The organism is Aeromonas taiwanensis, assembly GCF_000820165.1.
In the GTDB taxonomy this organism is placed as follows: domain Bacteria; phylum Pseudomonadota; class Gammaproteobacteria; order Enterobacterales; family Aeromonadaceae; genus Aeromonas; species Aeromonas taiwanensis.
Window position 1 is genome coordinate 1 of sequence record NZ_CDDD01000065.1, and the last position, 12,796, is coordinate 12,796.

General features: G+C 61.3%; 12 protein-coding genes. 10 read left to right on the plus strand and 2 right to left on the minus strand.

Annotated elements, in window-relative coordinates; translation table 11 throughout:
- Positions 1-544 (plus strand): BPSS1780 family membrane protein (locus BN1136_RS11875; RefSeq protein ID WP_043808545.1); only part of this gene is annotated, 544 nt, incomplete at its 5' end.
- A gap of 49 nt (positions 545-593) precedes the next feature.
- Here the strand turns inward: BN1136_RS11875 and BN1136_RS11880 are convergent.
- Entirely contained in the window at positions 594-1,496 is a 903-nt protein-coding gene (locus tag BN1136_RS11880) for a LysR family transcriptional regulator (protein ID WP_043808547.1), read from the minus strand.
- 121 nt (positions 1,497-1,617) lie between these two features.
- On the opposite strand from BN1136_RS11880, the gene BN1136_RS11885 reads away from it, so the two are divergent.
- The 3 genes from BN1136_RS11885 (at position 1,618) to oxyR (ending at position 4,231) form a co-directional block, all read left to right on the plus strand.
- Positions 1,618-2,475: a Vmh family MBL fold metallo-hydrolase gene (locus BN1136_RS11885; RefSeq protein ID WP_043762125.1), complete on the plus strand. Its 858-nt coding sequence runs from the start codon at positions 1,618-1,620 to the stop codon at positions 2,473-2,475.
- Positions 2,476-2,554: 79 nt separating this feature from the next.
- Positions 2,555-3,190 (plus strand): DsbA family protein, encoded by a 636-nt coding sequence (locus tag BN1136_RS11890; RefSeq protein WP_043762128.1) that lies wholly within the window; start codon positions 2,555-2,557, stop codon positions 3,188-3,190.
- 144 nt (positions 3,191-3,334) lie between these two features.
- Complete coding sequence (gene oxyR, locus BN1136_RS11895) at positions 3,335-4,231, plus strand: DNA-binding transcriptional regulator OxyR (protein WP_043762124.1); 897 nt, start codon at positions 3,335-3,337, stop codon at positions 4,229-4,231.
- A 65-nt stretch (positions 4,232-4,296) separates the two neighbouring features.
- Here oxyR and BN1136_RS11900 read toward each other — a convergent pair whose 3' ends face one another.
- Positions 4,297-6,786, minus strand: coding sequence for a penicillin-binding protein 1A (locus BN1136_RS11900; RefSeq protein ID WP_043762123.1), 2,490 nt, complete (start codon positions 6,784-6,786; stop codon positions 4,297-4,299).
- A gap of 297 nt (positions 6,787-7,083) precedes the next feature.
- Between BN1136_RS11900 and tapM the strand changes: the two genes are divergently transcribed.
- The 6 genes from tapM to aroK all read left to right on the plus strand — a co-directional run bounded on the left by tapM (position 7,084) and on the right by aroK (position 12,780).
- Positions 7,084-8,145, plus strand: a complete 1,062-nt coding sequence (gene tapM, locus BN1136_RS11905; protein WP_043762122.1) for a PilM family type IVa pilus assembly protein TapM — start codon at positions 7,084-7,086, stop codon at positions 8,143-8,145.
- Entirely contained in the window at positions 8,133-8,702 is a 570-nt protein-coding gene (tapN, locus tag BN1136_RS11910; protein ID WP_043762121.1) for a PilN family type IV pilus biogenesis protein TapN, read from the plus strand. Before tapM ends, tapN begins: the two co-directional genes overlap by 13 nt.
- Positions 8,699-9,298, plus strand: coding sequence for a PilO family type IV pilus biogenesis protein TapO (gene tapO / locus BN1136_RS11915; RefSeq protein ID WP_043762120.1), 600 nt, complete (start codon positions 8,699-8,701; stop codon positions 9,296-9,298). The genes tapN and tapO overlap by 4 nt, the downstream gene beginning before the upstream one ends.
- Before the next feature lie 2 nt (positions 9,299-9,300).
- Complete coding sequence (locus BN1136_RS11920; protein WP_043762127.1) at positions 9,301-9,828, plus strand: pilus assembly protein PilP; 528 nt, start codon at positions 9,301-9,303, stop codon at positions 9,826-9,828.
- Positions 9,829-9,844: 16 nt separating this feature from the next.
- Positions 9,845-12,070 carry a type IV pilus secretin PilQ gene (locus BN1136_RS11925; RefSeq protein WP_043762119.1) on the plus strand — a complete coding sequence of 742 codons (2,226 nt, stop codon included), beginning with the start codon at positions 9,845-9,847 and terminating at the stop codon, positions 12,068-12,070.
- 191 nt (positions 12,071-12,261) lie between these two features.
- The gene (aroK, locus tag BN1136_RS11930; RefSeq protein WP_043762117.1) at positions 12,262-12,780 is read left to right on the plus strand and encodes a shikimate kinase AroK; all 519 of its coding nucleotides are present in this window, start codon (positions 12,262-12,264) and stop codon (positions 12,778-12,780) included.
- Positions 12,781-12,796 lie beyond the last annotated feature (16 nt).

Consider the following 12,796-nt stretch of genomic DNA (forward strand, 5'->3'; position numbering starts at 1 on the left):
GTACCAGGGGGGCGCGCTGCAGTTTGCCGATTTCTTCGCCGGTTTCCGTCAGCGGCTGACCCCGCTGATGCTGGGCGGCCTGCTGGTGCTCGCCCTGTTCATGGGGATCCTGATGATCTGCGCCTTCCTGCTGCATCTCTGGGGGCTGACCGGCCTGCTGTCCCAGGATCCGGAGACCCTGAGTCTGACCCCCGGCCAGGCACAGGGCTTCCTGCTCTGTATGCTGCTGGGGCTGGCCCTGCTGGTGCCCGTGCTGATGGCCATCACCTTCGCCCCCGCCCTGATCTTCTTCCACGGAGTCGGCGTCTTGCAGGCGGCCAGGCTCAGCTTCAAGGGGTGCCTGTGCAACATGTGGCCCTTCCTCTGGTGGGGGCTGCTCGGGGCCGTGCTGATCTTCTTCGGGGCGCTCCTGATGCTGGTGGGCCTGCTGGTGGTGCTGCCCGCCATCAACTACTCCATCTATGCCGCCTATCGCGACATCTATCTGGAGGAGCAGGGGAGTGCCAAGGACGAACCGTCCAGGGAGTTTGGCTTCGAAGCCTGATTCGTCATCCAAAGAGCAAGGGGCCGTGGGGCCCCTTTTTCATGGGCATTCACTGCTCCTGCCACAGAGGGTCGTCCGCCATCCGGGCGACGAGAAAGTCGAGGAAGCTGCGCAGCAGGGGGGACATCTGCTTGCGGGTACCGTAGACGGCGTAGACGCCGAGCCGCTTGGGTTGCCACTGACTCAACAGGGGCACCAGGGCGCCGCTCTCCAGATGGGATTGTACCGAGTAGCGGGGCTGCAGGCTGATCCCCGCCCCGTCCAGGGTGGCCGAGAGCAGCAGGTTGGAGATGTTGGCGCTGAGGTTGCCGCTCACCGGCACGGACTCGGGGCCATGTGGCCCCTGAAACTCCCACAGGCTCTTGCCGAAGTAGGTGTAGGTCAGGCAGTTGTGCAGCGCCAGATCCTGCACCTGCTGAGGCGGTGCATGGCGAGCCAGGTAGGCGGGGCTGGCACAGACCACGGAGTGGCAGGTGCCGAGACGGCGTGCCACCAGATTGGGATCCAGGTCGTTGGTGATGCGCAGGGCGAGATCAATCCGCTCCTCCACCAGGTTGACCGTCCTGTCCAGCAGCAGGATGTCGATCGCCGTGCCGGGGTAGCGGCCCAGATAGTCGTTCGCCATCTTGACCAGCAGGGCGTCGGAGAGGGAGTAGCTGCTGGTGACGCGCAGCTGTCCCTTGGGGGCGTCGTCGCCGCGCACGGCCAGCTGTTCCATCTCATCCCCCAGTGCCAGCATGGCCCTGGCACGGTTCAGCGCCTCTTCTCCCGGGCCGGTCAGGCTCAGCCTGCGGGTGGTGCGGTGCAGCAGGCGGGCTCCCATCCAGCGCTCCAGCTCGGCCAGGTAGCGCGAAACCATGGCGCGAGACATCTCCAGCTTTTCGCCTGCCCCGCTCAGGCTGCCCTGCTCGACCACGCAGACGAAGACCCGCAATGCGGTCAACCTGTCCATGCATGCCTCTATATGTTCGATTTGTGCAACAGTGATGCGCTTATTATGCGGTATTTGCGCTAAAAATATTGCAATAAACTGTGTCCATTCCATGAACACGCGACCTGACGAGACAGATACCATGCACACAGCACTGCGCACCCTGACCCTGGCCATCACCCTGATCGCGGGCACCGCCCTGGCGGCGCCCCTGACCGTGACCCTCTACACCCCCGGCGACAAGGCCATCTTCCCGGTCTCCTCCGAGCTGGTGAGCGGCGAGAAGGAGGCCATCCTCATCGACGCCCAGTTCGGGGTCAACGACGGCCAGGCGCTGGTCGAGCTGATCAAGCAGAGCGGTAAGAAGCTGACCACCGTCTACATCAGCGGCGGGGATCCGGATTTCTACTTCGGGCTGGAGCCCATCAAGGCCGCCTTCCCGGACGTGAAGGTACTGGCCAGCCAGCACGTGGTGGATCACATCAAGCAGACCAAGGATGCCAAGCTGGCGTACTGGGGCCCCATCCTGGGTAAACAGGCACCCAAGACCCTGATAGTGCCGCAGGTGATGACCGCCAGCCATCTCACCCTGGAGGGGGAGCGGATCGAGATCAAGGAGATGAACACGCCCAATGCCTACCTCTGGGCTCCATCCATCAAGACGGCGTTTGGCGGCGTGCCGGTTTACAGCGGCGTGCATGTCTGGATGGCGGACAGCCAGAGCAAGGCGGCGCGAACCGAGTGGGTGAAGGCCCTGGATCGCATGCTGGCCCTCAAGCCTGAGCGGGTCATTCCCGGCCATTTCCTGGGAGAGGCCCCCAAGGGGACCCAGGCTGTAACCTTCACCCGTGACTATGTCCTGCGCTTTGAGCAGGCGCTGGCGAGCACCAAGGGGTCCGGGCCGCTGATCGATGCGCTGAAGCAAGCCTACCCCTCCCTGCCGGTGGACGACGGCCTGGACATCGGTGCCAAGGTCAACACGGGCGAGATGAAATGGTGATGGGCCAAGCCCCTTTCCCTGTGTTTTTCCGGGCAGATGCTGCCCGGTTTTTTTCATGCAATCTGCCCGGAGCAAACCGATGAACGACACCACCCTGCATTACGTGTATGACCCTCTGTGTGGCTGGTGCTACGGCGCCGCCCCCCTGCTGCAGGCCGCGGCTGGAATACCGGATCTGCGAGTCGTCCTGCATGCGGGCGGTCTCTGGCTGGGGGCACGGCGCCAGCGGATGGGCCAGGCGCTGCGGGACTATGTCCGTCCCCATGACGAGCGCATCCACGCACTGACTGGCCAGCCCTTCGGGAAGCCCTACTTCGACGAGCTTCTGCTCGATGAATCGCGGCTCCTCGACTCCGAGCCGCCCATTCGCGCCGTTCTGGCCGTGAGCGAGCTTGGTGGCGACGGCCTTACCTTGTTGCACCGCATCCAGGAGACCCACTACCGGGATGGGGAGTGGGTCGGTTCCCCGACGCGCCTGGCGGCGCTCGCGCTGGAGCAGGGGGTGACACCGGAGGCATTCGCCCTGGCCTTTGGCCGGGCAGATCTTTCCGACCACCTGGCCACAAGCCAGGCCTGGTTGCAGCGACTCGGCGGTCAGGGATTCCCGACCCTGGGGCTGATGCGTGGGGGGAGCCTGCTGCCCGTCTCCGTCTCCACCTTCCTGGGGGAGCCGACCGCCTTTGCGGATCATCTCGCTTCCCTGATGGCGGGTTGATCCCCCGGCCGCCACTGTCCTCTCGCCGTGGCGGCCCGATTGCTGATAATGTGCGCAATGCGCGCCAGCCAGCGAGCCTCCCTTGTTCCCCTCACCATTCTTGTGCATGCTATCGGCCTCATTGATTGGCAGGATGCAGTACCTATGAACCTTCGCGATCTCGAGTACCTGGTAGCGCTGGAAGAGGAGAAACACTTTCGCAAGGCGGCGGAGCGCTGCTTCGTCAGCCAGCCGACCCTGAGCGGCCAGCTGCGCAAGCTGGAAGATGAACTGGGGGTGATCCTCATCGAACGTACCTCCCGCAAGGTGTTGTTCACCCCGGCCGGCGACGCCATGGCCAGCCAGGCCCGCAAGGTGCTTAAAGAGGTGCGCGAGCTCAAGAGCATAGGCCAGCACTTCGCCGAGCCCATGTCCGGCGAGATCCACATCGGTTTCATTCCCACCGTGGGGCCCTATCTGCTGCCCCACATCATTCAGGATCTGCGCGAACATTTTCCCAAGCTGGAGTTCTACCTCTACGAAGAGCAGACCCAGGTGCTGCTCAAACGGCTGGAGGAAGGGGAGCTGGACTGTCTCGTGCTCGCCGAACTGGAGGGAATGGAGGGCTTTGGCGCCATTCCCCTCTATCAGGAGCCCATGTGGCTCGCGGTTCCGCAGCATCACCCCGAGGCCAGCGCCAGGGCGGTCCCCCTGCACAACCTCAAGGGCAAGAAACTGCTGATGCTGGCCGATGGTCACTGTCTGCGGGACCAGGCGATGGGATTCTGCTTTGCCGCCGGCATCGGCGAGGATCAGCGCTTCAAGGGCACCAGTCTGGAGACGCTGCGCAACATGGTGGCGGCCGGCAGCGGCATGACGCTGGTGCCGAGGCTCGCCGTGCCCGCCAACCTGGAGGAGGGGGGCGTCAGCTATCGCCCCGTGGTTGACCCCGTGCCGGGACGCACCATCTCTCTGCTCTATCGTCACTATTCGGTGCGCCGCCCCTGTTTCAACGAGCTGGCTGCCCGGATCTCGAGCCTGATAAAGAGCCTGCTGGGCTGAGCGAACGCCGCCAGGCACCACAAAAGAAAACCGGCGCCAGGGCGCCGGTTTTTTCGTGTGTTGTATTAGAAGATATCGTCGGTCGAGACGGGACCATCGGTGGCCAGACCGTCGCCGCCGTACACCTGGTTGCCATCTGAGAGCTGGCTAGCGTAACGGGTCGGCTCGGTACCTTCCTTGAAGAACTCCTCTGTGGTGCTGCCATCGGTGCGATTGGTCAGCAGACCTGTCTCGCGATCGATGCGTACCTGCATGATCCCCTCGGGCACCGGCATCTTGCGCTCCGGTATCTGCTGCAGGGCCGTCTTCATGAAGTCGATCCAGATGGGTTGGGCTGCGCCCCCACCGAACTCGCCACGACCCAGGCCGCGCTGGTGGTTGTCAAACCCGATCCAGGAGGTAGCCACCAGGTTCGGGGTATAGCCGGAGAACCAGGCGTCACGGGACTCGTTGGTTGTCCCTGTCTTGCCCGAAATGTCGTGGCGCTTGAGGTCGCGCGCTGCACGCCAGCCGGTGCCACGCCAGCCATTGCCACCCCAGATGGCAGTGGTCAGGGTGTCGGTGATCAGGAAGGCGCTTTGGGCACTGATGGTCTGCGGTGCCATGTTGTTGGGCACGACGGGATCGATCGGACACTGGGCCTGCCAGTCAGGCGCGGTATTGGCATAGGCATCGGCGCTGTCGAGGCCGGCGGCGGCCAGTACGCCGCAATCGCGGCAGGCGGCGGCCGGATTGGCCTCAAACAGAGGGGTACCGAAGCTGTCGGTCACCGAAGTGATGAAGTAGGGGGTGACCTGGAAGCCGCCATTGGCCAGCACCGAGTAGCCGCGCACCACTTCCATCGGGGTGAACTCGGCGGCGCCGAGGGCCAGGGATTCGTTGGCGGAGATGTTGTCGCGGGCAAAGCCGAAGCGGGTCAGGCCGTCGATATAGGTGTCCAGCCCGATGGCACGCATCAGCCGGACTGACATGACGTTCTTGGACTTGGCGAGGCCAAGGCGCAGTGTGGTCGGCCCCTCATAGATGGCCGGTGAGTTCTTGGGCTGCCACATGGGGCCCTTGGCGGGATCCCACTGGTTGATCGGCGCATCGTTGATGAGGGAGGCCAGGGTGTACCCCTGCTCCAGCGCGGTAGCATAGAGGAAGGGTTTGATGTTGGAGCCGACCTGGCGGCGCGCCTGGTCCACCCGGTTGAACTTGGATATCTCGAAGCTGAAGCCGCCGACCAGGGCTTCGATGGCACCATCCTGCGGATTCATGGCGACCAGGGCGGCGTTGACATCGGGGATCTGGGAGAGCATCAGCGCTTCCCCTTTCTCCCTCACCCAGATCTGGGCACCGACCTTGAGCACGTCCCGCGCCGATTTCGGGGCAAAGCCCTGGCGATCGTCAGTGATGAAGGCGCGCGCCCACTTGATACCATCCCAGCCCAGCTCGGCCTGCTTGCCATTGCGTAGCACCAGGGTGGCGCTCCGGTCGCCGAGTTTGGTGACCACGGCGGCCATCAGCGGCTGATAGCTCGGCTGTTTGCTCAGATGGGCCATGATCTGGTCGTAATCCCAGGGCGTTTCACCGGCCTTCCACAGCAGGGCGGTCGGGCCGCGATAACCGTGACGGACATCGTAGTCGAAGACGCCGTCGAGCAGAGCCTGACGAGCGGCGCGCTGGCGCTTGGCGGTGACGGTGGTATAGACGTGCAGCCCCATGGTGTAGGCATCTTCACCAAATTGCTCCACCATCTTCTGGCGCACCATCTCGCTCAGATAAGGGGCGTTCAGCGTGGTTTCTGCGCCGTGATAGCGAGCCTTGACCGGCATCTTGGAGGCTTCGTCAAACTGGGCCTGGGTGATCTTGCCGGTCTCCAGCATGCGGCCCAGCACCACGTTGCGGCGTGCGAAGGCCCGCTCCGGGGAACGGATGGGGTTCAGCATGGAAGGGGCCTTGGGAAGACCCGCGATGATGGCGATCTCGTCCAGGGTCAGATCCTTGACATCCTTGCCGAAGTAGACCTGGGCGGCGGCGCCGACCCCGAAAGCCCGGTAGCCGAGGGGGATCTTGTTGAGGTAGAGCGTGAGGATCTCGTCCTTTGAGAGGTTCTGCTCGATGCGCCAGGCGAGAAACACTTCCTTGATCTTGCGCACCAGGGTCTTCTCGTTGCTCAGGAAGAAGTTGCGGGCCACCTGCTGGGTGATGGTACTGGCCCCCTGACGCGCCTGACCGGACACGGCCCAGACGGTTGCGGCACGGATGATGCCGATGGGGTCTATGCCCGGGTGTTCATAGAAACGGGCATCCTCGGTGGCGAGCACGGCATCGATCATGGACTGGGGGATTTCATCCAGTCGCAGGGGGATGCGACGAATTTCGCCAAACTGGGAGATAAGTTCCCCGTCCCGGCTATAGACCTTCATGGGGGTAGCCAGTTTGACATCGCGCAGGGCGCTCACATCCGGCAACTGGGGCTTGATGTAGAAGTAGATGCCGATGAGGCTGGCAACACCCAGCACTGCACCCAGCATCATGACAATAAACAGGCGAACGAGCCATTTCAGCATGGAAGAACTACCAATCGTCTTAAAATTAGCCAACGGGCGCAGAGTATAGCCTTTTTACCCTCGCGGATTCGAGGTTTTCCTGTCTGTGGACGAGGGGCCTCGAGAAGAGGCGGGAGGGTAGCACTCCATGACGCAATTACCAAGGGGCCGCGATCGAGGGCGAAAGGAGAGGGCGGTCAACTTTTGACATAAACTTTATGACATTGATAGATAGGGCATTATATTGAGTTAAAACATCAGGCAGCGACGCGCTGTCCTACAATAAGTCCTAAAACCCAATAACGCATGGATGTGTATATGTTTGGGCTACTAAGTAAAGGATCCCTCCTCTCCTTGGCGGGTATTGATTTTGGCAGTCAAACCATCAAGGCCGTCACCATCAGCGGACGTCCCGGCAAGGTGCATCTGGGCTCGGTTGCCGAGATCCCCATGCCCAGGGGCACCCTGGTCGATTATCAACTGCAGGACATTGAACGGGTCGGTCAGTCCCTCAAGTCGCTCAGGCGACTGGTGCAAGGGGATTGCCAGCACGTGGCCACGGCCGTGACGGGCTCCAATGTCATCACCAAAATCATCCAGGTCGACACCGGCATCAACGAGAACGAGCTGGAGAGTCAGGTTTATCTGGAGGCGGAGCAGATCATTCCGTTTCCTCTCGACGAAGTCAGCCTGGATTTCGAGATCCTCGGCATGACCGCCGACAACAGCCGTCAGGAAGTCTTGTTGAGCGCGGCGCGTACCGAGAGCGTCAACGGCCGGGTCAGCGCCCTGGCCGAGGCGGACATGAGTACCATGGTGGTGGATGTGGGATCCCACGCCCTCGGGCGTGCCGTGCTGGCCTGCCTGCCCGAGCTGCAGACGTGGGAGACCCCGGTCGGCATCGTCGACATCGGTGCCACTGCCATGACCTTTGCCGCCCTGCTCAGGGGGCAGGTGATCTATTCCCGCCTGCAGAATTTCGGTGGCGATCAATACAGCCAGGCCCTGGCCTCGTTCTACAGCATGAGTCTGGAGGAGGCGGAACAGGCCAAGATCCAGGGCTCCCTGCCCGTGGATTACGAGGTGGATGTGCTCTTGCCGCATATCGCTACCCTGGTGCTGCAAATCAAGCGCAATGTGCAGCTGTTTTGCAGCTCATCGGGCAACAAGGAGCTCTCCAGGCTGGTGCTGACGGGAGGGGGGAGTCTGCTGCCCGGTCTCGCCGCACAGCTAGGCAGCGAGCTCAACTGTGAAGTGCTGCATCCCGATCCCTTTGTGCTCTTTGGCAAACCCAAGGGGGAAGCGGATCAGGCCCACGGGGCCAAGTACATGACGGCACTCGGGCTGGCACTGCGGAGCTTCACACCATGTCAAATATAAACCTCCTGCCCTGGCGGGTGGCCAGGGCCCAGCGCCAGAAGAAGCAGTTTGGCATCGTGTTCGGCCTTTTCCTGGCCGGGACCGCCGCGATCGCCTTTGCCGCCGACTGGCTGGTCCAGCAGCAGATTGGGAATCAGCAGCAGCGCAACCAGCGGTTGTTGCAGGAGATGGCGATGCTGGACACCCAGCTCGGCGAAATCCGGCTGCTCAAGGAGCGGCGCAAGGAGCTGCTCGATCGCATGCAGCTCATCGAGCAGTTGCAGACACGTCGCAACATCCCGGTGCGTCTCTTCAACCAGTTGCCCGTCTTGGTGCCCAACGGCGTCTACCTTGATACCCTCGCCCTGCAAAGCAACAGGATAGATGTCATGGGCAAGACCGAAGCCTATGGCAGGGTGGCCAACATGATGAGGCGCATCGATGGTTCGGGCTGGCTGATGCAATCGCAGCTCAGCACCATCTTCACGGCGGAGTTGGCCCCCATCGCGCTGAGCCAGTTTTCCATGATGTTCCAGATTGCCACGACGATGCCGAGCGCGGCTAAGGGGCAAAAATGAATCTGCAGCAGTTCAACCAACTGGAGCTCAATGACATCGCGCGCTGGCCCAGGGTCGCCCAGGGCGTGTTCATTTTCTTCTGCTGTGCGCTGCTGGGAGGGGCCATTTACTACTATGTGATTGCCAGCTCCCTCACGGCCTTGAACCAGGAGGCGGAAAAAGAGACGTCGCTAAAAGCCCAATTCGAGAGCAAGGCGATGCTGGCCGCCAATCTGGAGGCATACAGGAAGCAGATGGTGCAGCTGGAGCAGCTGGTGGACGCCCAGCTCAAACAGTTGCCCAACACCCATGAAGTGGCTGGATTGCTGGATGACATCAGTTTCATTGCCACCGACAACGGTCTCACATTGAACAGGATCAACTGGGAGCCGGAGATCAAACACGAGTTCTCGACCGAACTGCCCATGCGCATCGAAGTTGTGGGCACCTATCACGAGCTCGGCAAGTTCACGGCGGACATGGCCGCGTTGCCGCGCATCGTGATCCTGGATTCGTTTCAGCTCAGTCAGGGCAAGGGACAGGACGACGTGATCGGCATGTCCATGCAGGCCAAAACCTACAAATACAACGGTAAAAGCGTGGAGCAGAAGCCATGAGCATGAGAGTGAGCGCACTCCTCTTGTCGGCGCTGTTGTTGACGGCTTGCGGCGGGCAGGAGGACATGGATGAATACGTCAGACAGACCAAGGCAAGGAAGCCCATTCCGATCGAACCCTTGCCGGAGATAAAGCCGTTCTCGCCCATGGCCTATCAGCGCAACGATCAGCGCAGCCCCTTCATTGCCCCCCAGCCGGAGACCAGCTCCAGGATGGATGCCAAGGCCAAGCCTGATTGTGCCCAGATAGTGGCCAATCGGGAGAAGGAAGTGCTGGAACGTTATTCGCTGGCCAGCCTGAGCATGAAGGGATCCATCGGCAAGCAAGGGCAGTTATGGGCATTGATCAATACCCCGGACGGGCAAGCCGTGCGTGTCGGGCTCAATCAGCACATGGGGCTGGATCAGGGGAGAGTCATCAAGATAACGAATACGCATGTTGACTTGATGGAGACAGTACCGGATGGCAAAGGATGCTGGGTCACCCGAGAAACCCAGCTGGCCATGGCCAATCTCGACGCAAAACTATGATCAGGGATGAGCAGAGATGAGAACAACAATAAGAAGGATGACCGGTGTGGCGCTGTTGTGTCTGGGCGGATGCACTCAGGTATGGGCGGTACCCGCGTTGCAGGAGGTCAAGGTGAACCCCCTGCTGGCCGATCAGCTCTTGCTGGAGCTCAGTTTCAGCGAGCCCGTGAGCGGTTTTACCGACAGGCTATCGTATGAACCCAATCAGCTGCTGTTGCATGTGCCCGGAGCGGTCGGGGCATTGACGGTCAACCCGCTGCCCATCAAGCAACAAGGGGTGAACAATCTCAAGGTCGAGGGAAAGGGGCAGGGGCTCGACATCAGGATAGCGCTCGATCAGCTGACCCCTTATCAGGTTCATCAGCAGGGTAACAAACTGCTGGTGTCGCTGGGGGAGAAGGCCGGTCAGCCGGTGGCTTCTGCGCCCCCCCCTGCAGCGACCAGCCAGTCTGCGCTCGTCAGAAGTCAGCCGGTGACCCAATCCGCGTTGATCGACACCCAGCGGGTCGCCCAGAACCAGGCCCAGTATCAGGCACAACCTGTTGTAGCACAGACCCCGGCCGTGGTGCCGGCTCCTGCCGCTGCCAGCAAGCCCGTGTTGTCCGTCTCGCCCGCCAGCGCGGGAGGCGCCTATTTCAACTCGGTCAAGGGCGTTGATTTTCGTCGTGGCAAGGAGGGGCAGGGGGAGTTCCTCGTGACCCTGGACAACAGCTCGGCCGCCGTGGACGTCAGCAGCCGCGGTCAGAAGGTGTTTGCCAAGTTCCACGGCACCCGGGTTCCGGACGATCAGCTCAATCTCATCAATGTGCAGGACTTTGCCACCCCGGTCTCCCAGGTGGAGGTGTTCCGCCAGGGCAACGACACCCTGTTCGAGCTCTCGGTCAACGGCCAGTTCGATTACCGTTACGATCAGGCCGACAAGATGTTCATCATCGAGGTGAAGAAGCGGGTGGTCACCACGGCGGCCAGGCAGTATCAGGGCAAGCCGATTTCACTCAACTTCCAGGATATCCCGGTGAGAACCGTGTTGCAGATCATCGCCGATTTCAACAATCTCAACCTGGTGACCACAGACTCCGTCTCCGGCAACATTACCTTGCGTCTCGACGGCGTGCCCTGGGAGCAGGCGCTCGACATCATCCTCAAGGTGAGGGGGCTGGACAAGCGGCTGGACAACAACATCCTGCTGGTGGCACCGGCAGACGAGATCGCTGCCCGCGAGAAGCAGCAGCTGGAGAGCCGCAACCAGGTGGCCGATCTCGCGCCGCTCTACACCGAATACCTGCAGATCAACTATGCCAAGGCATCCGAAGTGGCCGCCCTGCTCTCCTCCGAGAGCACCAAGCTGCTCTCTCCCAGAGGGGCGGTGAGTGTGGATGAGCGTACCAACGTGCTGGTGGTCAAGGACACCGCAGACGTCATCGGCAATGTCAAACGGATGCTGGACATCCTCGACATCCCGGTCAAGCAGGTGGTGATCGAGGCGCGCATGGTGACCATAGACGACGGCTTCGACGAGGCGTTGGGGGTGCGCTGGGGCGTGACCAAGACGGACGGCCATGGCAACGGCACTTCGGGCACCATAGAGGGGAATGACGGCGCCGGCAACAATGACGGCAGCTCCACCATCACCCGTCCAGGTGTGGAAGACAGGCTGAACGTCAACCTGCCGGTGACCAATGCCGCCGGTACCCTGGCGTTCCAGGTCGCCCGCCTGGCCAATGGCACCCTGCTGGATCTGGAACTGTCCGCCCTCGAGAAGGAGAGCAAGGCCGAGATCATTGCAAGCCCCAGGGTCACTACCGCCAACCAGAAGCCGGCCCTGATCGAGCAGGGGACCGAGATCCCCTATGTGGAGTCCTCTTCCAGCGGGGCGACCTCGGTCACCTTCAAGAAGGCGGTCTTGAGTCTCAAGGTCACTCCGCAGATCACCCCGGACAACAGGGTCATCCTCGACTTGACCGTGACCCAGGACACCAAGGGGGAAACCGTGCCGACCGGTACCGGAGATGCGGTTTCCATCAACGCCCAGTCGATCACCACCCAGGTGCTGGTCAACAATGGCGAGACTCTGGTGCTGGGGGGTATCTATCAACAGACCATCAAGAGCGACGTCAGCAAGGTGCCGCTGCTGGGAGACATCCCTGGCCTCGGCTATCTGTTCAAGAAAACCACCAGTGAAAACAAGAAGCGTGAACTGCTGATTTTCGTGACGCCGAGGATAGTCACCGACGCCCTCTGAAAACTTTACATGTGAGAGCAAAACACATATAACCTTACGCCCCGATGAGGCTGGGGCGTAAGGGCTGCGGTTGCCAGTCCTGGTTTCTATTGAGATAATCCCCCTCCTGATCCATCGCAAGATAAGGTTCATAGGTACCCCGGTCGAGAGTTTACCGGGGCCATACAGTTTGTAATTACTAACGAAAAGACATGGCTGAGAAACGCAATATTTTCCTGATAGGTCCCATGGGTGCGGGCAAGAGCACCATAGGTAGACATCTGGCAGAACAACTGCACATGGAGTTTTTCGACTCGGATCATGAAATTGAGCGCCGCAGTGGTGCCGATATCGGCTGGGTGTTCGATGTTGAGGGTGAAGAGGGTTTCCGGATCCGCGAAGAGAAGGTGATCGGTGAACTTGCCGAGCATCAGGGTATCGTGCTGGCAACGGGTGGCGGTGCCATCAAGAGCCGCGAGACCCGCAACAAGCTCTCTGCCCGTGGCATCGTTGTCTACCTCGAAACCACCATTGAAAAGCAATTGGCGCGGACCCAGAGAGACAAGCGTCGCCCCCTGCTGCAAACCGAAGAGCCGCCCCGGGAAGTGCTGGAGCGTCTGGCTCTCGAGCGCAACGCCCTGTATGAAGAAGTCGCCGACTTTGTCATCCAGACAGATGATCAGAGTGCAAAAGTTGTCGCCAATCAAATCGTCAAGTTGATCGGCATGTAATCCATTAGAGGACGTC